General features: G+C 67.2%; 17 protein-coding genes and 5 pseudogenes. 15 read left to right on the top strand and 7 right to left on the bottom strand.

Annotation, left to right across the window (positions count from 1 at the left end; genetic code table 11):
- The first annotated feature begins 48 nt into the window (after window positions 1-48).
- Window positions 49-1,257 carry an IS110 family transposase gene (locus M2157_RS01235; RefSeq protein WP_280864096.1) on the top strand — a complete coding sequence of 403 codons (1,209 nt, stop codon included), beginning with the start codon at window positions 49-51 and terminating at the stop codon, window positions 1,255-1,257.
- Between the two features lie 31 nt (window positions 1,258-1,288).
- Here M2157_RS01235 and M2157_RS01240 read toward each other — a convergent pair.
- Window positions 1,289-1,414 (bottom strand): annotated as a pseudogene (locus M2157_RS01240) (PadR family transcriptional regulator); the annotation flags it as partial.
- 431 nt (window positions 1,415-1,845) lie between these two features.
- Between M2157_RS01240 and M2157_RS01245 the strand changes: the two are divergent.
- On the top strand, window positions 1,846-2,493 hold the full coding sequence (locus M2157_RS01245; RefSeq protein WP_280864097.1) for a class I SAM-dependent methyltransferase: 648 nt from the start codon (window positions 1,846-1,848) through the stop codon (window positions 2,491-2,493).
- 351 nt (window positions 2,494-2,844) lie between these two features.
- Here M2157_RS01245 and M2157_RS01250 read toward each other — a convergent pair whose 3' ends face one another.
- Entirely contained in the window at window positions 2,845-3,744 is a 900-nt protein-coding gene (locus M2157_RS01250) for an alpha/beta hydrolase (protein ID WP_280864098.1), read from the bottom strand.
- A gap of 57 nt (window positions 3,745-3,801) precedes the next feature.
- Between M2157_RS01250 and M2157_RS01255 the strand changes: the two genes are divergently transcribed.
- Together M2157_RS01255 and M2157_RS01260 are read left to right on the top strand one after the other, a co-directional pair.
- Complete coding sequence (locus tag M2157_RS01255) at window positions 3,802-4,368, top strand: TetR/AcrR family transcriptional regulator (RefSeq protein ID WP_280859920.1); 567 nt, start codon at window positions 3,802-3,804, stop codon at window positions 4,366-4,368.
- A 65-nt stretch (window positions 4,369-4,433) separates the two neighbouring features.
- A pseudogene (locus M2157_RS01260) lies at window positions 4,434-5,235 on the top strand (IS5 family transposase).
- 50 nt (window positions 5,236-5,285) lie between these two features.
- On the opposite strand, the gene M2157_RS01265 reads toward M2157_RS01260, so the two are convergent.
- The gene (locus tag M2157_RS01265) at window positions 5,286-5,612 is read right to left on the bottom strand and encodes a hypothetical protein (RefSeq protein ID WP_280864099.1); all 327 of its coding nucleotides are present in this window, start codon (window positions 5,610-5,612) and stop codon (window positions 5,286-5,288) included.
- A gap of 77 nt (window positions 5,613-5,689) precedes the next feature.
- On the opposite strand from M2157_RS01265, the pseudogene M2157_RS01270 reads away from it, so the two are divergent.
- Window positions 5,690-5,965, top strand: a pseudogene (locus tag M2157_RS01270) (IS5/IS1182 family transposase); the annotation flags it as partial.
- A 54-nt stretch (window positions 5,966-6,019) separates the two neighbouring features.
- On the opposite strand, the gene M2157_RS01275 reads toward M2157_RS01270, so the two are convergent.
- The gene (locus M2157_RS01275) at window positions 6,020-6,817 is read right to left on the bottom strand and encodes an NAD(P)H-binding protein (RefSeq protein WP_348541770.1); all 798 of its coding nucleotides are present in this window, start codon (window positions 6,815-6,817) and stop codon (window positions 6,020-6,022) included.
- 1,244 nt (window positions 6,818-8,061) lie between these two features.
- Here M2157_RS01275 and M2157_RS01280 point away from each other — a divergent pair.
- The 4 genes from M2157_RS01280 (at window position 8,062) to M2157_RS01295 (ending at window position 10,634) form a co-directional block, all read left to right on the top strand.
- Window positions 8,062-8,694 carry an ISAs1 family transposase gene (locus tag M2157_RS01280; protein ID WP_280868150.1) on the top strand — a complete coding sequence of 211 codons (633 nt, stop codon included), beginning with the start codon at window positions 8,062-8,064 and terminating at the stop codon, window positions 8,692-8,694.
- A 120-nt stretch (window positions 8,695-8,814) separates the two neighbouring features.
- A complete protein-coding gene (locus M2157_RS01285) occupies window positions 8,815-9,168 on the top strand; it encodes a hypothetical protein (protein ID WP_280864100.1) in 354 nt (117 codons plus the stop codon).
- Between the two features lie 259 nt (window positions 9,169-9,427).
- Window positions 9,428-9,640, top strand: coding sequence for a hypothetical protein (locus tag M2157_RS01290; RefSeq protein WP_280864101.1), 213 nt, complete (start codon window positions 9,428-9,430; stop codon window positions 9,638-9,640).
- 142 nt (window positions 9,641-9,782) lie between these two features.
- The gene (locus tag M2157_RS01295; protein ID WP_280864102.1) at window positions 9,783-10,634 is read left to right on the top strand and encodes a hypothetical protein; all 852 of its coding nucleotides are present in this window, start codon (window positions 9,783-9,785) and stop codon (window positions 10,632-10,634) included.
- A 46-nt stretch (window positions 10,635-10,680) separates the two neighbouring features.
- Here the strand turns inward: M2157_RS01295 and M2157_RS01300 are convergent.
- Window positions 10,681-10,773, bottom strand: a pseudogene (locus M2157_RS01300) (IS5/IS1182 family transposase); the annotation flags it as partial.
- 1 nt (window position 10,774) lies between these two features.
- Between M2157_RS01300 and M2157_RS01305 the strand changes: the two are divergent.
- The gene (locus tag M2157_RS01305; RefSeq protein ID WP_280859928.1) at window positions 10,775-12,502 is read left to right on the top strand and encodes a S8 family serine peptidase; all 1,728 of its coding nucleotides are present in this window, start codon (window positions 10,775-10,777) and stop codon (window positions 12,500-12,502) included.
- A 414-nt stretch (window positions 12,503-12,916) separates the two neighbouring features.
- Here M2157_RS01305 and M2157_RS01310 read toward each other — a convergent pair whose 3' ends face one another.
- Window positions 12,917-13,264 carry an RHS repeat-associated core domain-containing protein gene (locus M2157_RS01310; RefSeq protein WP_280864104.1) on the bottom strand — a complete coding sequence of 116 codons (348 nt, stop codon included), beginning with the start codon at window positions 13,262-13,264 and terminating at the stop codon, window positions 12,917-12,919.
- Between the two features lie 192 nt (window positions 13,265-13,456).
- On the opposite strand from M2157_RS01310, the gene M2157_RS01315 reads away from it, so the two are divergent.
- The 5 genes and pseudogenes from M2157_RS01315 to M2157_RS01335 all read left to right on the top strand — a co-directional run bounded on the left by M2157_RS01315 (window position 13,457) and on the right by M2157_RS01335 (window position 17,050).
- Window positions 13,457-13,954 carry a DUF1877 family protein gene (locus tag M2157_RS01315; RefSeq protein ID WP_280859929.1) on the top strand — a complete coding sequence of 166 codons (498 nt, stop codon included), beginning with the start codon at window positions 13,457-13,459 and terminating at the stop codon, window positions 13,952-13,954.
- 527 nt (window positions 13,955-14,481) lie between these two features.
- A pseudogene (locus tag M2157_RS01320) lies at window positions 14,482-14,613 on the top strand (IS5/IS1182 family transposase); the annotation flags it as partial.
- Between the two features lie 202 nt (window positions 14,614-14,815).
- Window positions 14,816-15,454 carry a hypothetical protein gene (locus M2157_RS01325; protein ID WP_348541771.1) on the top strand — a complete coding sequence of 213 codons (639 nt, stop codon included), beginning with the start codon at window positions 14,816-14,818 and terminating at the stop codon, window positions 15,452-15,454.
- Window positions 15,439-16,092 carry a hypothetical protein gene (locus tag M2157_RS01330; protein ID WP_280864105.1) on the top strand — a complete coding sequence of 218 codons (654 nt, stop codon included), beginning with the start codon at window positions 15,439-15,441 and terminating at the stop codon, window positions 16,090-16,092. Before M2157_RS01325 ends, M2157_RS01330 begins: the two co-directional genes overlap by 16 nt.
- A 346-nt stretch (window positions 16,093-16,438) precedes the next feature.
- Window positions 16,439-17,050: a hypothetical protein gene (locus M2157_RS01335; RefSeq protein WP_280864106.1), complete on the top strand. Its 612-nt coding sequence runs from the start codon at window positions 16,439-16,441 to the stop codon at window positions 17,048-17,050.
- A 552-nt stretch (window positions 17,051-17,602) separates the two neighbouring features.
- Here M2157_RS01335 and M2157_RS01340 read toward each other — a convergent pair.
- The gene (locus M2157_RS01340; RefSeq protein ID WP_280864107.1) at window positions 17,603-17,827 is read right to left on the bottom strand and encodes an SUKH-4 family immunity protein; all 225 of its coding nucleotides are present in this window, start codon (window positions 17,825-17,827) and stop codon (window positions 17,603-17,605) included.
- Window positions 17,828-18,205 lie beyond the last annotated feature (378 nt).

Raw genomic sequence — 18,205 nt, forward strand, 5'->3', positions numbered from 1 at the left:
CACCGAAGCCCTGGCCAGCACCACACGAACCCTGCTCGGGAGGATGGGTTGGACGACATCGACGACGTGGGCGTCTTCCTCGGCCTGGACGTCGGCAAGACCGCTCACCACGGGCACGGGCTGACCCCGGCCGGCAAGAAGGTCTTCGACAAACAGCTGCCCAACAGCGAGCCCAAGTTGCGGGCCGTGTTCGACAAGCTGGCCGCGAAGTTCGGCACCGTCCTGGTCATCGTGGACCAGCCCGCCTCGATCGGCGCCCTGCCCCTGACGGTCGCCCGGGACGCCGGCTGCAAGGTCGCCTACCTGCCCGGCCTGTCGATGCGGCGGATCGCCGATCTCTACCCGGGCGAGGCGAAGACCGACGCGAAGGACGCCGCAGTGATCGCGGACGCCGCCCGCACCATGCCGCACACCCTGCGCTCGCTGGAACTGACCGATGAGATCACCGCCGAACTCACGGTCCTGGTGGGCTTCGACCAGGACCTGGCGGCCGAGGCCACCCGCACCTCCAACCGAATACGCGGCCTGCTCACCCAGTTCCACCCCAGCTTGGAACGCGTACTCGGGCCCCGCCTGGACCACAGCGCCGTGACCTGGCTGCTGGAACGCTACGGATCCCCGGCCGCACTGCGAAAGGCCGGTCGCCGCAAGCTCGTTGAGGTGATCCGGCCCAAGGCCCCGCGCATGGCCCAGCGCCTGATCGACGAGGTCTTCGACGCACTCGGCGAACAGACCGTCGTCGTCCCCGGCACCGGCACCCTCGACACCGTGATCCCGTCCTTGGCCCGCTCCCTCGCCGCCGTCCACGAACAACGCCGGGCCCTGGAAGCCCAGATCAAAACCCTCCTGGAGGATCACCCTCTTTCGAAGGTCCTGACCTCGATGCCGGGGGTCGCGGTCAGGACCGCTGCCGTGCTGCTGGTCACCGTCGGCGACGGCACCAGCTTCCCCACCGCCGCCCACCTCGCCTCCTACGCCGGCCTGGCACCGGCCACCAGATCCTCCGGGACCTCGATCCACGGCGAACATGCACCCAGAAGCGGAAACCGGCAGCTCAAACGGGCCATGTTCCTCTCCGCCTTCGCCGCCCTGCACGATCCCGCCTCCCGCACCTACTACGACAAATGCCGGGCCCGCGGAAAGACCCATACGCAGGCCCTTCTCCGCCTGGCCCGTCACCGCATCAGCGTGCTGTTCGCCATGCTCCGCGACGGCACCTTCTACGAGCCCCGCACCCCCGAAACCGCCCCCGCATGACCCACTCAGCATTGACGAAGAACATAGAGGCACCCCCCTTGAGCCTGTCGATGCGTGATGAGACGTACTGCCACTTCGCCCAGAACTTCGCGAGCTGCTCGCGTCCGGCATCGTTGAGCGCATAGAACTTGCGCGGAGGACCGACCCCGGATGGCTGCGTTCGGTGAAAAGCCAGGTACCGACGTGTGCAGGACCTGCTGGTCAACGCAGTCGCCGCAGCCGCTGTCGTCCCGGATTGCCCTCGGTCGGCCTGACCGCCGCCCCCGGTCGGGCACCTGGTCTGCCCGGCGTCGCGCGCGGCCCCGCCGTCGCGCGCGAGCAACACCCGAGGCGCCCGATCGCCTCGCCCTCCGCCGGGCCTGTCCCACCCACCCGCTCTCGCAGCAAGGTCAGCTGGTACCAGTCCTGGCTCTGACGTTGTTCAGCGGACCCGGCATGTTGGCTTCGAGCGGCCCCATTTAGTGAAGATCCCGTGTCGTCGCAACGTCTTCAAGTGGCCCCGGGGAATGGCTTGTTCTGGGACCACCTGTGAACCGCTTCGGCCGTAGAGCAGGCCGAAGGCGGGAGGGAACGGCTAGGGTCGAGGTCATGACAATCGATGACGAAGCCCTTCTGGCGGAGCAGATTGCCTACTACCGGGCCCGCGCTTCCGAGTACGACCGGGTCTATTCCGAGCGTGAGGACCTGCGGGAGCTGCTGGCTACGGTCGACGGCCTTCCGATCACCGGAGATGTACTGGAACTTGCCTGCGGAACGGGTCAGTGGACTCGGGCGTTGGCCGCGCGGGCACGCTCACTGACCGCTGTCGATGCCTCGCCCGAGGTGCTGGAGATCGCCCAGGAGAGGGCCGGCTTCCCCAACGTCCGGTTCGCCCAGGCCGATGTGTTCAAGTGGCAGCCGCCGCACCGCTTCGACGCCGTGTTCTTCGCCTTCTTCCTCTCCCACGTCCCGTTGTCCCAGCTGAGCGCCTTCTGGGACACCGTCGGTGCCGCACTCGCACCGCACGGCAAAGCGGTCTTTATTGACGAAGGCCCCGCCGAGGCAGCGCGGGAAGAGGTGGCCGCGAAACTGCGCCGGCTCGACGACGGCCGCGAGTACCGCATCGAGAAAATCTTCCATGACCCGGAAACACTCACCGGTGAACTCGCCGCACTGGGCTGGTCGGCAGATGTCCGGTCCCAGGGAAACTTCATCGTCGGCGTCGCACAACCGCCGCCTGCGTCCGCCGCGTCCTGAAGTGGCCCCGGGGCTTGGCTTGCGCCAAGACCGCGCGGTTGGTGCCCGGCGGCCCTCTCACAGCTGAATCGGTACGGCACAAGGTGGGGTTGGCCGAGGCATCGTGCACCGAAGGCTGCTGCGGCGCTCTCTGCGAACTCGTAACAGGATCATGGGTGCGCCTTCTTGAGGCGTCGCCAGCAGATGAGGCTGCATGCCGGAGATGAAGGCGTCGTGGGGTTCGAGGCGTCGTTCCCATCGGATGGTGAGGCGTTTGAACTGGTGGAGGAGGGCGACGGCCTCCTCGATGACGCAACGGGGTGTGTGAAGCTCCACCTGTCGTTCGCGAAGTTCAGCTGTGTGGCGTGCCTGCTACCGGTTGGCCGCGAGGAAGTCCTCCAGGATCTCGACAAACCGCGCCGGCTGCTCCTCGGCCGGGTAATGGCCGCAGTCGTCGAGGACGATCCCCGTGACGTCGTCGGCCGCCAGTCGCATCGTCTGGGCGGCGTTGTCGCCGCTCCACAGCGCGCCGCCGAGGGCGAGCACCGGCAGTGTCAGCCGGGTCTTGCTGCGCTGCTCGTTCTGCGCGATCGTCTCGTCCAGCTCCCGGTAGTACGCGAAGCTCGCCCGCAGCGCGCGAGGATCCGCGGTGATCGCGTCGACGTAGACGTCGACGGCGTACGCGGGGATCGCGGTCGGCGTGGCGGCCTTGGTGGCGAACTGCCAGCCGAAGAAGAGCCGCTCCCGTCCCCGGACCAGTTCCTCGTTGAGGTCGGTGAGCCGGTTGAAGCCGAACTGCCAGAGCTTCAGGTTGGCCGCGGCCGGGCCGAAGAACGGCGGGGACGGCGTGAGGCCGGGGATCACTGCTTCGAGGATGGCGAGCCGGCCCACCCGCTCGGGGTGATCGGCGGCGAGGGCGTATGCGGTCCACGTGCCGATGTCGTGGCCGACCACGTCGAACCGGTCGTGCCCGAGCGCGGCCATCAATGCGACCAGATCGGCGGCCAGCGTGCCGGCGTCGTACCCGTCGTCGGGCTTGCCGGAGAGGCCGGCCCCGCGCGAGTCGACGGCGACGACGGTGTGCCGGCGGGCGAGCGCGGGCATCACCTCCCGCCAGGCGTACCAGGTCTGGGGCCACCCGCCGATCAGTAGCAGTGCCGGGCCGTCCCCACCGGTGACGGCGTGCAGCCGCAGCCCGTTCACCTCCACGAGCCGGCTGGTGAAGACGTCAAGGAATCCGTCAGGCAGCCGCAGCGAACTCAAGCTTGTCATGCTGGCGACCATACCCATGTTTGAACGATCGGTACAAGATGTGTAGGCTGACGGACCATGGCAGGCCGCAAGCAATTCGACGTGGACGAGGCGCTACGACGCGCGATGCACGTCTTCTGGCGCTGGGGTTACTCGGAAGCCTCGATCGATCGCCTGGCCGAGGGCACAGGCCTGGGCCGGGGCTCGCTCTACGGCACCTTCGGCGACAAGAGCGCCCTCTTCCGCAAAAGCCTCCAACGGTACGCGCAGACCTACCACCCGCTGTACGAGCAGGCACTGTCCGGCCCCCACCCGAGCCCGAGCGCCGTTGTGGCCGCCTTCCTACAGGTCGCCCTGAACCGTATCGCCGACCCGACAGTCCCGGATGGCTGCCTGCTCACGGTGTCGGCAACGCAGTTCCCGGCACTTGACGCGGAGGGCCAGGCGATGGTCCGCGCCATGATCGACGGATTGCGGGCGAGGCTGGAGCAGGCGTTGCTGGCGGCGGGGGCCGGTGAGCAGGAGGCGGCAGACCTGGCATTGTGCACGCTGGCGACGAACAAATCTCTGGCGGTGCTGAGCCGCGCCGGCTTCTCGGGCGAAGACCTGGCAACCGTCGCGGCAGCCGCCGCCAAGAGCTCGTAACACGATCTTGTTGAGGTGCCCTGGTTGGGCGTTACCGGTGTGACGAGTCGGCCGTTCGAGAGGGTGTGGGTACTCGACCGTGGATCGTCGACGATGAGCTGCGGGCGTTGACCGAGCCGTTGCTGCCGCCGTGGCCGGAGCGGTCACCCGGGCTTCGACCGGTGGCAGACCGGCTCCGTCTCCAGGGCATCCTGTTCGTCCTCCATAACGACCTAGCATGGCAACTGCTGCCTCAAAAGCTGGGGTTCGGCTCAGGACAGACCTGTAGGCGTCGACTGGAGCGGTGACAGAAGGCACCGGTCTTCGACCGGCTCCACCAGGTTCTGCTCGCCGAGCTGAACGCGGTCGGCGAGCTGGACTGGTCACGCGCATGCGTGGATGGTTCCCACATCGCGCCAACTAGGGCACGACACCGGGCCGTCGCCCGTCGACCAGCGGAAGACGGGCAGCAAACACGACCTTACCTGCGACGCACGCGGAACCCCGCTGAAGGTCATTACCACTGCGGCGAACGTCAACGACGTCACTCAGACCCTCGCCCTGGCCGACGACATCCCGACCGTATCGGGGCGCCCCGGCCGGCCCCGCCGCAGGCCCGAACCCCTGCTCGGCGACAAGGGATACGACTCCGACGCGCACCGTGACGCGCTGCGTCACCAGCGGATCCTGCCCGTCACCTCCCGCAAGGGAGCTCCGAACATCAAGGGACTCAGCAAGCTCCGCTACGTGGTGCAGCAGACCTTCGCCCTGCTCCACCACTTCAAACGCCTCGCCGTCCGATGGGAACGCCGCACCGAACTGCACGACGACTTCGTCTCCGTCGCCTGCAGCCTCATTTACTGGAGACGCCTCAAGGCACACGCGTGAACGCGTCCCAAGCGATCACGCGCAGCGCAGCACCTCGAGAGGCTCTGGGGCTACTGGTGCGGAACGTGCCTGGTTCCGGTTGGCTCGGCAGGGTCTGCCTCAGCTGCGGTGAGGATGAGCCGTCCCTCAACTCCCGCTTCGACGACCTTGACCAGCAGCGCGCTCGCGTCGTCAAAACGCAGGGTGAAGTGCGGATCGAGTTGCATCAGGACGTGGAAGCTCTCCCTGTCCTCCGCGGCCACGTGAGGTTCGAGAATTGCCTCGCACGTCCAGATGTCCCCGGCGGCACGGGCCGCGACCCGCACACGAAGACTGCCCAGACACTTCGATCGGTTGGCCCACCACTCAAGCGTCGCGGTGCTCTCGTAGCTGTCCATAGTTCAAGTATCGCGAGCGAGTAGGCGGCCGCGTACCAGCGATGCAAACCCTGAGGTCACAAGATCGCGCTACGAGCTCTTACCTGCGCAAAGGCAATATCAAGGCAGTCATCCCGGAAAAGAAGGACCAGGCCGCCAACCGGAAGAGGACGGGCAGTCGCGGCGGCCGACCCACAAGCGGCGACGCCGATCTCTACAAGGAGCGGAACACCGTCGAGCGCCTGATCAACAAACTGAAGGCCTGGCGGGGCATCGCGACTCGATACGACACAACACCCGAGAGCTACCTCGCAGGCCTACGCCTCCGCGCCTCCATGATCTCGATCAACGACCCGCTGAAGGCGACTGATTGATCACGACACCACACAAGCCCAATTTCAGCTGCCGGCACCTTCCATGGCGCGCACTCACTCCAGGGCAGGGCCGGCGGTCGGTGGGGCGGGTTGGGTGAGGATTGCGGTGACAGCCTGGTCGAGGGTGGTGACTGGGTGACCGAGGACGTGCTCAAGATCGTCGGTCTGCTGCTCCAGGGCGCCGGCACGAACCTGCTCCTCAAACCAGCCCTGGACGCGGGGCGCGCGGTCGTGCCGGTCTCGGTGGGCGACGGGCTTGCCGGAGATGCGGCTGAGTGCGTGGGCGAGCTGGTTGTAGGTCCACAGCCTGCCGGTGAAGTCGTAGGCGCGGCCAATGTGGCAGTCCTCAGTGAGGACGCGAGCGGCGGCCTCGGCGAGATCGCTGCGGAAGGCGGTGTTGATACCGCGCCCGCCGGTACCGTCAGCCAGTTCACCCGAGGCGACGGCGGCGTGCAAGCCCGGGTTGAGGAACGCCTCGCTGTAGAAGGGGTGACGCAACAGCGTGTGGGGCAGTCCGCTGGCGAGCAGGGTGCGCTCGGTGGAGTGGTGAGCGGCGGTAACGCCGTCGGCCTGGGTATCGGCACCCAGGAAACTGGTGTAGGCGATCGATCCGACTCCGGCGGCGCGGGCCGCGTCGATGGCTGCCTGGTGCTGGCGGGCGCGGCGGTAGGGTTCCAGCTCCGGAGACGAGATCAGCAGCAGCCGGTCGGCTCCCTTGAACGCGGTGCGCAGCGTCGCCGGGTCATCGTAGTCACCGAGGCGGACATGGACACCGCGAGCGGCGAGATCCACGGCACCGTTGGGATTGCGCACCGCGGCTACGACGCGATCGGCTGGCCTCCGGGCCGGCAACTCGTCGATGAATCAGTGGCCCTTCTCTCACCAACCCGCGGAACCGATCGTCGATGCGACGGATGCGCTCAACGAAGAGCGTGTACATCACGGTGCGTTTGGCCTCGGAATCGTCCAGCACCAGCTGGATGAACTGTCGAATGGAGGTCGTTCGGATACTCGGACAGATCGAACTCGTAGCCGTCCGTGCACGTTGTGACGAAATCTTCCCACGCTCCAAGCATTTGCGCCGGGCGAGTAGGAACATGCCATCCCGAGGAGAGAGCGATATCGTGGAACCGCTCAGTGAAGTCGTTGTTGACAAATTCCACTTGAACTCATTCCAGAAGTCGAACGGATCACGGTGAAAGTCGCTGGAGGGACGACCTCAGCCGACGAACGTCGTCGTCCCACCCTTTGCCCTCACACGCCTGAAGGACGAGCCGCCCGGCGGCCAGGACCGCGGACGACACACTCGCACGGTCCGTCACGCAAGAAGGAACATCAGCTCCTCCCCCGCCAGGTACAAGCTCCAGGTCACCCCCCATCCGCCCAATTTTGATCCAGAACGGCCCGTCGAAGAACATCACCTGGACTTGTCGACCACTACAGGCGTCCCGTACACCTTGCGCCAGCGCCGTGAAATATGGAACCACCATGTCGTTCCACCGCCAGTGAGGGAATGGGTGCCCATCGAACTCATGCCAGACATTCCCCCAGGTCGCCCCAGACGCCGACTTTTCCAGCGATTCAACGTCCACGAATACCTGAAACATTACCCACGACCGATCGGATATGCCGTTTCAATTAACTGCGTCGTCTTGTTGTACCAAAATTCGATGGCCATTCCCTTGCTGATGCGCCTCATTTGAAACCGCTCACCCTACACCTTGACCGAACTACCGGCATTTTGATAAGCCCGGACTCAATCTGCTCCGGGGTATGTCGTCGTAGAACTTGTCCTTATAGCGAATACCGTCATTGCTTTCCACGTCGCGGACGCTCTGCTGGTAAGTCTTCCCCGCCGCGGTATGCCGATCGAGTATATGGACCATGTCGATCTTCATCTTCCTTGGGGCGGGGAAGCTAATGGCCTGCCAGGGCGGCGTCGTTCAGTCGGTGTGTCCGGGTTGATGGGGCTTCAGGTGCTGAGGCAGGACCGCGAGGTGGTCGCCGGGGGCTGACGCGGAGGCAGGCGCGACTTCCGGTGATCATGAGGTGTCGAGTCCCTGATCACAGATGACCTCCCCGGCCTGCTGACCTGTCTGGCTCAGGTGCCCGATCCCCGACGGGACCAGGGCCGACGCCACCCACTCGCCTTCGTCCTGTCCCTGGCCGCGTGCGCGGTCCTGGCCGGAGCGAAGTCCCTGGCCGCTATCGCGGAGTGGGCCGCCGACGCCCCGCCGCACGTCCTGGCCCGGCTCGGCGGCCCACGCCGGGAGCCGGACCGCGGCCCCGTCGCCCCGGCCGAGGCCACCGTGCGTCGCATCCTCCAGCGCATCGACGCCTACGCGCGGGATACGGCCGTCGGAAGCTGGCTCGCCGGGCGCGAACGCGCCGCCGGCCAGGCGGAGAACGACAGCGGTCGGCCCCTGCCCTCCCTCGCCGTGGACGGCAAGACCGTGCGCGGTGCCCGCCGCACCGACGCCACCCAGGTCCACCTGCTCGCCGCGATGACGGTGACCGGCCCGGTCACCGCCCAGCGAGAGGTGGACGGCAAGACCAACGAGATCACCGTCTTCCAGCCCCTGCTCGCCCCGCTCGACCTGCACGGCACCGTGGTCACCTTCGACGCCCTCCACTCGCAGACCGCCCACGCACGCTTCCTCGTCGAGGACAAGCACGCCCACTACGTCGCACTGATCAAGGGCGACCAGCCACCCTGCACCGGTGGCTGAAGGCCCTGCCATGGCGGGAGGTACCACTCCTGGACAAGACGCGGGCCACCCGCCCACGGCCGCGACGAGATCCGCCGGATCAAAGCCGCCGCCGTCACCCAGATCGCCTTCCCGCACGCGGTGCAGGCCGTCCAGATCGTCCGCCGCCGACGGCCCGTCACCAACGGCAAGGTCACCCTGGAACGCGTCTACGGGGTGACCGACCTGACCGCCGAGCAGGCCGAAACAACCGAGATCGCCCGCCGCGTCCGCGACCACTGGGGCATCGAGAACAAGATCCACCACGTCAGGGACACCACGTACGCCGAGGACACCTCCCGCGTACGCACCGGCACCGTTCCACGTGCCATGGCGTCCCTGCGCAACCTGGCCATCGGCGCTCTCCGACTCAGCGGCCGGACGAACATCGCCGCTGGACTCCGCCACCACACCCGCGACGCCAACCGTCCACTGATCCCCCTCGCCATCATGTGATCAACCAGGACACGTCACCTGAACGACACAGCCGTACGGGACCCTCGCGAAGATCCTCGGAGCGCTCCGCGCGCACGCCACCGAGACGATCGAGGCACTGGCTGATCCACGCCGCCGCAGCAGCCGCCCGGGAGGCGAACAAGACGTCGTCGACGGGGAGTTCGACGAAGCGGACGACGACGAGGACCAGGAGGAGGCTGCCACGCGCGGCGGCGGCCGCGGTGCTGCGCTTCAGCGAGGAACGCGACGCGACCCCGCGGTGCTCACGCAGTTCGTGCGGCTGCGGGTCACGGGCCCTGAAGGCGCGTACTGGCGGCGCGGGAACGAGGCGGCGAGGCGGTGGCGGCGGGAGACCGGCAGCACCGAGCTGCGGGTGCCCTACGCGTGCCTCACACCCGACGACTGGCCCAACTGGCGACTTCAGAACGACGCGTGCACTCTGGAATCAGGGCTTCCGCGCGCCGCGGCGTGACGACGATTAACGCGATGCGGGCCGTTTCTGGTGCGGCAGTTCCCGGACGACGCCCGTGTGCGGCTGCCGATTGTCCCACTGCCTGACCGCGCAGCGATGTCACGCCCTCTCTGCGATGACGACAGCAAAACGAGGTGACACCATGACACTGGCCCCCACCCGTGAGATCACCCGGCCGATCAGCCGAGCTACCTCCGAAGAAGTCGTTCGCAACACCTCCCTCAAGAAGCTTCAGCAGTCCCTGGCCGAATTCGGGCACGCCCGGCTCGCGGAGTTGAGCTCCTACCGCCGGTATCCCACCGGCCTCGAATCGGACGCCCCCACGGTGATGGGTGACGACGAGACGATGGAGGCGTTCAAGAAGGACATGCTCGACGGCCTCACCCATAGGCTGCGGCCCGAACTCACCCCGCTCAGGCTGGACATCCACCCCGGAACCCAGGTGGTCGCGGCCCCGTACGAGCACAGCTGGCAGACCGGCCTCGGGCTTCCCCTGTCGCACGTCGACGGACACATGACGCTACTCGGGGGCGACGAGTTCTCCGGCGCTGGCTTCAGTTTCTTCGTCACGGCCGGCGCCGACGTGTCGGTGGCGGTCATCCCGCAGGGGACGTACGAGCATTCGTTCTTCGACCTGCAGACCCATCCCAACCTCCGGACGACGGGCGGGGCCGGGGCCGTCGTGTACGGCAGTGGCGGCACCACGCTCGTGGACACGAAGGCCACGCTATGGAACCGGGTCGGCATGTCCCCCGGCACCGGAGAGTCGGTGAACATCGCCATGGCCGACATCACCGGGATGTCAGGCGGCCCCTTCCCGGGGCAGCGCCTCTTCCCCCTCTTGTTCGACATGCACCAGGGAGACACCTGCGAGGTGTGGATCTACCTCTGGAACGCGTGCGCCAACACTGCCGGGACACCCTTCTTCCTGGCCCAGTCCGGCCAGGCCCCGGTCGTGACCGTCGAGGCGGGACCGCTCATCATCGTGCACTAAGAGGGCATCTGATCAGTGTTCACGCGGATGCGTCGTCCGGGATCTCCGGCAGGGCTTCGTAGTCCCGCGCCAGGCGGCGGTGCTGCATCAGCCAGCCTAAGGTCCGCTCCATCGTCTCGCCTTGCTGAGGGAGAACGCTCATGGACTACAGCAAACTCGCTCCAACGCTTGCCATGGCCTACGACGAGTACGCCGAGGGGCGCCAAGCGCTCGCTGACCACGTGCAGGAAGACCAGATGCCGGGTTTTGTGGCGCCACGGGACTTCGCCAAGCCCGCTCGGGTCGTGGTCACACTGGAGTGTTCGCCGGACGCTGACTTCAGTGATTTGGAGGGCACTACCGGAATCGAGGTCAACGCCGGTGGGGGGAGGGTGCGCACGGCCATCGTCCCGCTCAGCGACCTGCCGACCCTGACTCAGTATCCGGGAGTTGAGCGCGTGGCCCCGGCACAGAGGGTCCATCCTCTGATGGACGTAGCCCCGGGCAAAGTGGGGCTCCCCGCTTTCCGGACGACAAACCAGCTCACCGGCAAGGGCGTCATCATCGGTGTCGTCGACAGTGGGATCGACGCGCGGCACCCGACCTTCGCCGGCCGCATCCTCCGGATATGGGACCAGGAGGCGCGTGGTGGAACAGGTGTGCCCGAAGGCCAGTACGGCATCGAGTACGCCAACCACACCGACCTGGTCAAGTCCAAGGACGACCATGGGCACGGCACCCACGTCGCGGGCATCGCCGCCGGCTCGGACAGAAAGTTCCAGGGTGTGGCGCCGGAAGCGGATGTGGTCGTGGTCAAGACGAACATGACGGACGTGGGCATCATCGACGGCATCCAGTATGTGTTCCGCCTCGCCCGCGAACTCGGCAAGGCAGCCGTGGTCAACCTGAGCCTCGGCGGCCACAGCGATCCCCATGACGGAACGGACGCCCTGGCCAAGGCGATCGACGATGAGTCGGGTCCCGGCAGGATCGTGTGCTGCGCGGCGGGGAACGAGGGAGAAGACAACATCCATGCCCAACTCGCCCCGAACCCAGGGGAAACGCTGAGAGCTCCCTGCCTGCACAGCCCCGACCCCGGCGGCGTCGTCCAGGATCTGTGGTTCAACGGCTGGTACGCGGGCGGCGACGAGGTGGAGGTGGCGGTAGCCGCGCCGGAAGGCCTGACAACACCGTTCCAGGGCGTTCTGCCCAACGGTCCGCAGGGCAACCCGAACAGGGTCTACCGGCTAGGTAACTGGACGGTGCAGATCGGCACCCCCGGGCCCGACAGCAGGAACCAGGACCATCAGTTCACCGTGCGCCTTCGACCCCCTGCCAACGCCGCGGGCTCCCGCACCTGGACCTTGCTGGTCCGAGGGAAGAAGGCGGCCCAGCAAACGACGCGGGTGGACGTCTGGGCTCTCGGCGATGGCAGATTCTCCGGTCCGCATGCCAGGAATTCCATGACGATCGGATCTCCGGGCACCGCGACCAGCGCGATCACGGTTGCCGCCTACACGACCAGGACTCGCTGGACGGACATCGATGGCACCAGCCGCGAGGCCAGCTGGCTGAAGCCGGACGACATCGCGCCTTTCAGCAGCCTGGGGCCGCGACGTGACGGCAAAGCCAAACCTGATTTCGCCGCGCCCGGTGCCATGATCGTCTCCGCGCAGTCCCGCGACTCCAGGAACAGCCGCCGCTGGATGATCGACCAGGACCATGTGGCGATGCAGGGCACGAGCATGGCAGCGCCCTTCGCGGCCGGCGCGGTCGCGCTCCTGCTGTCCCACAACAAGAGCCTCGACCCGGCAAAGGCGCTGTCGACCTTCGCCTACAAGCAGAAGCCCGACGCGGACACCTGGGGGCGTGGCCTGATCGACTTCTAGCGCCGAACGCGACGCGACAACGGCCCCCGACCAACTACCCAATGTCGGGGGCCGGAGTCACTGCTGTCCAACACGCAGAGGCGGTGGGCCACGGTGGCATCGCTGCCACGACGGTTTTCAAGAGCGTTGCCGTACGCGAGGGCATGTGCGCCGCGTGGGACCACCTGCGCGGACCCATGAACATCAGAACGACGGAGCCCTGAGCGGCCTGCCCTTGGCGTTGACCGGCCTGTGCACGAAGATCGCCGCCAGCGCCGAGGGAACCTGGTACTCGTCCCCCTCGATGTCGCACCCGTATTCGGCGACCTACTTTTCGAACTGGGCTCCGTAGTCGCAGCCCGGGGTGCCCGGCCCCCGCCCCCCTCCCGAGGTTCCGCCCGTGTACTCCAGGCACTGCGGGTTGATGAGGCGCGGTCAGGCTACCGCCGGCTGCAACGCCTCGTTGGGCCGACCGTTGCCGGGGGTACCGCCAGGGCGGGTCGGGCAGACGGGTTCACCAGACCTGCCGCAGAGCAGGCCCATGCCGCCCGGGTCCACGTGGCTCACCAGGTTCTGCGAGCCGTAGGTGTAGCCGTTGAGGGTCTGCGGGATGTCCACCTGGAGGAGCGGGTCCATGCTGGTGAACTGGCCGATGGCCGGGTCGTATTCGCGTGCACCAATGTGGCTGAGACCGGTGTCAGCGTCGGCGGTCTTGCCGAGGAACGCCTTGTCGTCGGGCCAAGTCGTCGTGCCGCTGCCCCGGTTGGTGCCGAACGGCGTCAAGTAGCGCTTGGTCAGGCCTATTGCGAAAGTCCGTGCGGATGTGTGGATGCAGTGCTGGATCTTGACGACAGGCGGCGATCGGGTGCCGGAGGACGTCCTGGCAGAGACGGGCATCGCGCCGTCAGTGCCGTCGAGTAGGTTCTCTCCGTTCGGCCCACCAGACGGGCCGCCGAACTGGGAGGACTCGTCGCAGTGAGCATCCACATGCACATGCGCGCAGTCGCGCGATCCGAGATCCGGGACGACCACACCTGGCTTGCAGCGTTCATGTGGCAGGCTTGGGAAAACCACCCCGACGAGTACGCAGCGGGCATCGCCGAGTCGATTGACAAGGTCTGGGGCTCCGTCAATGACCTGTACGCCGCTGCGGATGTCCTCGATGTGGATGGCGACGACTCTTGGGAGCTGCCGATTTACGGCGGGCGGCCAGTGGCACACAGCGCTGATGCCGACCCCTCCAACCCGCCCCTGGGGATTCTGGAGCCGCCTGGGGTGTCACAGGCCGCAGGCTTCCTCGCACGTGTCTCGTTCGACGAGCTGTGGAACGTCGCCGGTGCCAAGCTCGTCTGGGCCGGCTGGGACGAGGCGCAGGTCAGGCAGGAGTTCCTCGACCATCACAGGGGCCTAAAAGAGTTCTATGGGCGGGCGGCTGCAGCAGGCCACGCCGTGATCAGGGCGGTGTGGGCTTGAAGCTTCAACCCGTGCGTCGGTGCGGCTGGGCGGGACGGGCACGGCCCTGTCCCGGAGCCTGAACCCGGGCTGGCGCACCAGCGGCGCCCAAGGGCCGGGGCGGAGACCATGCCCATGGTGATGCGGCCACTCCCCTCAACGGCGATCAGGGTGCTCCACTCCGGTTCGCCAGCGAGGAGGCTTGCTGTTCCGTCGATGGCGTTGATGATCCAGCGCCATCTGCCGTGCCCATAGGCGCCGAACTCCTCACCGACAAACGCGTCGTCGGGGTACTCCTGGCGGGTCAGGGAGCGAAGGAACGATTTCGATCTCCCGGTCGGCGTCAGTGACGGGACTCCCGTCGCTCTTGGCCCGGGATTCGATGGTGGCGGTCGAGAAGTAGCGTCGGGCGATGCCATTGACCTGGTCGGCGAGGCGGTGCGCCAGTTCCGGGTCTGCCGGGTCCGTCACAAGGTCGCCCTTCCCACCATGGTCCGCCGTTGAGACTCCGGTCAGAGAGGGTGCAGGCGCGATGCCAGCATCAAGGCGTGGCTGCTGTGATCACGGCGCCGGAGCCGTCCCGGATTTTCGGCGGCTCCGGACTGAATCCGCGCTGCTTTGCCAGGCTGCTGACCGCGCTGCGTCGCGAGGGCGCCGACGGGGGTCGGACAGGCCGACCATGAAGCCTGGCGGTCGAGAGCGGTTGGCTCACTACGATGGCCTGATATCCGGGACGAGCAAGGCCGCCGACATGCCGACGCCCCGCGTGCTGACCCGTGCCGCCCGCGAGAGCCTCGGCGAGTTCGCGGGCCCGCCCTGAGCCCGATGCCGCAGCTAAAGCCCGTGGCGGTGGAGCAGTGGGTCCGGCATCATCCCCGTGTGATGGTGATGCAACCCGTTCTGGAGATCTTCGCTGCCGACGACTTCACGCTCTGGCCTGTTGGCGAGCACAAGTCGTACGGCTACCTCGTTCTCAACGGGGAGCTGACTCCGGTGGAGGTCGGCACGGCGGTTATGCGGATCGCCGACTACAACGGCTTCGAGCCGGAGGAGGAGCACGGGCCGTGCCCGACCGACCCGCTCGGCACGTTCCTGCACGGACTGCTCACCATGCCCGACCTGCTCGCCGCCGGCGGGTTCCGGGTGACCGACAACGCCACCGGCACCGTCTTCGTCGAGCCGGGCTGCTGCAGCGGACTGGAGACCTGGCGGGACTGGCTGGAGGTGCTCGACGGCACCGGCTGCTCCTACTTCGGCCACAACCCGTCCTCGATGGCCGAACGCGTGGGCGACAGTGTCCGGCTGACTCTCGACGCCTACGGCGATGAAGACAGCCCGGTGATCGAGCTGCCAGTAGACCAGGTACGCACGCTCGTCACCGGTGCCCAGCGGGACTTGCAGGACTTCCTCAACCTCGCCGGAAGCTGGGCCGAACAACACTTGCCGGCACACGCCGCCGCCGTTACCGCCGCCCTGGCCCGGGCGCTGGACCTGGGGCCCATACAATGTCCAGCTTCCTGACCCACCGGGCGCGCGTGCACGACGCCGGCCTCCCTCTCCGCCGTCGGCACAGCGCGCTGCGGACGTGCATCACCCTCTTTGCTCCGTACGGCTTCCGGGCGACGTACCACCACCTCACGCTCAGCGTCGCGATCCCCCGGCGGCTGGAGGTGGACCCGGACGCGCTGGTGCGGGCGGTGGAGGAACTGCATGAGGCGAGGGTTCTGTGGCTCGCGCGGGCGGAGGAGTACGCCGAGCAACGCCGGGCAGAGAAGCGAGCCGGGCGGCGGGCCGTAGTGAACCCGCGACCGTGGTGGCTGCGGAGCAGGTGGGAGGGCCCGAACCGCGCCTGGTTCGAAGACCCGTTTCGCCATCCGTCGCTGCGGCTGCCCGAGTACGTCCGGCGACAGAACGCGATTCTGGACGGCGCCGATCTTCCCGGCTGCCCCGCCTGCGGCGACGAGAGACCGCTGGAGTCGAACTCGACCGGGCACGGCTGGGTGGAGCTGTGCCGTGGGTGCGCGTGGGTCCTGGCGCCGTGTCCGTGCGGGCAGCGTCATCGGTTCGTCCCGGAGACCCCGTTCAACTGGAAACGGATCTGGCAGCGGGCGCATATGAGCGATGACGGCATGCCGAACCCACATTGGCCTGCGGGCTAGCCAGTTGGATGCGGCACGGGGGTCTTGAGCGTGGCTGACCAGGCGGGTGGCGCGTGCTCTTCAGCTCGTTGCCCGGCGCAGATGTCGCCCCTCTGATGTCCGTCTGGATCTGGGTCGCCTGACCCGTACGGTCAAGGTCGGCGACGACGTGGATGCGGGCGGTGGACGCGGATACGCGGTAGCAGTCCATGTGGCTTCGCGTGTTGTGCTTGTCGAGTGGTCCAGGGCCAGGGATGGCGGCCTGTAGTGCTGCTGCAACGAGATCCAGCGCCTGCTCATTGCTCAGGGATGGGTGGAGACGCGGCGGGGTTGGCAGTGATGATCGCCCTTCCTAGGCTCGGCGACTATGACGGTTCTGATCACCGTGTGGGGAGTATCTCCCGGAGTGGGCAAGTCGACGCTATGTGCTGGCCTGTCCCGATGGCTGGTCGATGAGGGACTGAGGGTGGACCATTTCCGCGAGGAGGAGATCTTGACAAGGCCGCAGTTCGCCGCAGTGGCTGAGGAGTTCAAGGCGACCGGCGCCGTCGGCCTGGGGACGTTGCTCGCAACAACTGCCGAGTTCGTAGATTCGTTCCTGGCGACCGGCGGTGATGTGGTGATCGCGGACGCCCTGATGCCGTTCGTGCCGACGCTGCTGGCCATGGGGCACGGCGAAGAGACGATCGATGCGTTCATGACTGACCTCACAGAGGTGCTCGCGCCGCTCTGCCCGGTCATGGTCTTTCTCGATGGGAACGCCGAAGCTGCATTGTCCCGAGCCGCCAGGAGGGAAGGGGCGCAGTGGCTGGACTGGTATGTCGGAAAGCTCGCCCGCTACGAGGTAAGCCCCCCAGTGGTGGATGTCGCGTCGGCGGTGCAGTACCTGCTGCGCGAGCGTGCGGTGACGCTCGGCACCGTCGGCCGGAAGAACTTGGGGACTTGTTGTGATCGAATCAGCTGCTGGACTGCCGCCTGATGAGGTGTTGCGGGGCGCGCAGCGCGGCCTGAGGCCGTGGTTGGGCAGACCCGCCCCACCCGAATAGGACGGGCCTGGCAATGTGTATATGCCGCACGCTGCCACGACCGAAACGATCTACGATTGGCGCGAGTAGCTGAGCACCACCGCGAGTACGTAATGAGCACCACCGCCCGTGTCCGCCACGCGCTGGACGGCTCACCGCTCCGTACGAGACGGCCACGGTCACCGGCACGACCACGGCAGACGACACCGGCGCCTGAGCAGCCTCCGGGCCCCGGCCACCGCGGCCCGCTGTCGTTGAAGGGACGCGATGCAACCGCCGATCCTGCCCGCCGGCAACGTGTGCGCCCTGGTCGCCGGAGCGGCTGCGGCAAGTCGACCTTCGCCGCCCGGTACCTTGCGTTCAGCATGGTGCCGACGGCAGGCGGAGCCGCGACTTCCACTGTGGTTCTGGATTATCTGCAACGCTGCCCCTCACCAGAGCCAGCGATCGAGGAACTCGGCCCAGATGAAGCCGATGTAGCCCTCGAAGGCGGGCGGGTCGATCGCCTAGAGCTCGTCCGCAAGCTCGCTCAGCTCGGCCAGGGCTTCGTCCTCGTGCTCGTCCGGGTCGTTGAGGATCGGAGACTGGCTCACTCGTCGGCCGTAGTGGTGCAGTGTCTGCAGCCAGAGGTCGATGGAGGAGTTGGCGAACCAGGCTTCCCCGTCGGGCAAGACGTAGTAGACCTTTCCGGTATCAGGCTCGACGCCGAAAGCCCATTGCCGACCTGGCACCAGGTCGCGGTAGTGGTTCCGGGAGAGCTGATAGAGGAATCATCGGGGTAGGTGTGCGGGGCGCCGCCCCAGTGGTGGCAAACGGACTGGTGCTCTCGTGCGTCAGATGCTGTACAGCGGCGGCCCCTCCCGTGGGGCGAACACCTGGAGCACGGAAGGAGGTTCACCGCCGGAGGCCCGGCCAGGCCGGGCGCGGGAGACGGTAGCCGTCGGGTACGGGGGCCAGGACGGCGAGGGCACGGTAATTTGCCCAGGTCGTACGGCATTTGGTCCGCTCGTCACAGTGCTTCCGAGTGAATCTGTTGAAGAACACCGACCCAGAAGCGGCGCCGGCCCTGGAATGCGAGCGCTGATCCGATGCGGACTTCCCAGCCGAGC

This window comes from Streptomyces sp. SAI-127 (assembly GCF_029894425.1).
GTDB lineage: Bacteria > Actinomycetota > Actinomycetes > Streptomycetales > Streptomycetaceae > Streptomyces.

Bases quoted from the DNA above. Each gene is read 5' to 3' on its own strand.
- M2157_RS01255 (WP_280859920.1), top strand. From the start codon at position 3,802: ATGGCAGGCCGCAAGCAATTCGACGTGGACGAGGCGCTACGACGCGCG.
- M2157_RS01250 (WP_280864098.1), bottom strand. From the start codon at position 3,744: ATGACAAGCTTGAGTTCGCTGCGGCTGCCTGACGGATTCCTTGACGTC.
- M2157_RS01295 (WP_280864102.1), top strand. From the start codon at position 9,783: ATGACACTGGCCCCCACCCGTGAGATCACCCGGCCGATCAGCCGAGCT.
- M2157_RS01325 (WP_348541771.1), top strand. From the start codon at position 14,816: ATGGTGATGCAACCCGTTCTGGAGATCTTCGCTGCCGACGACTTCACG.
- M2157_RS01330 (WP_280864105.1), top strand. From the start codon at position 15,439: ATGTCCAGCTTCCTGACCCACCGGGCGCGCGTGCACGACGCCGGCCTC.
- M2157_RS01265 (WP_280864099.1), bottom strand. From the start codon at position 5,612: ATGGACAGCTACGAGAGCACCGCGACGCTTGAGTGGTGGGCCAACCGA.
- M2157_RS01245 (WP_280864097.1), top strand. From the start codon at position 1,846: ATGACAATCGATGACGAAGCCCTTCTGGCGGAGCAGATTGCCTACTAC.
- M2157_RS01305 (WP_280859928.1), top strand. From the start codon at position 10,775: ATGGACTACAGCAAACTCGCTCCAACGCTTGCCATGGCCTACGACGAG.
- M2157_RS01335 (WP_280864106.1), top strand. From the start codon at position 16,439: ATGACGGTTCTGATCACCGTGTGGGGAGTATCTCCCGGAGTGGGCAAG.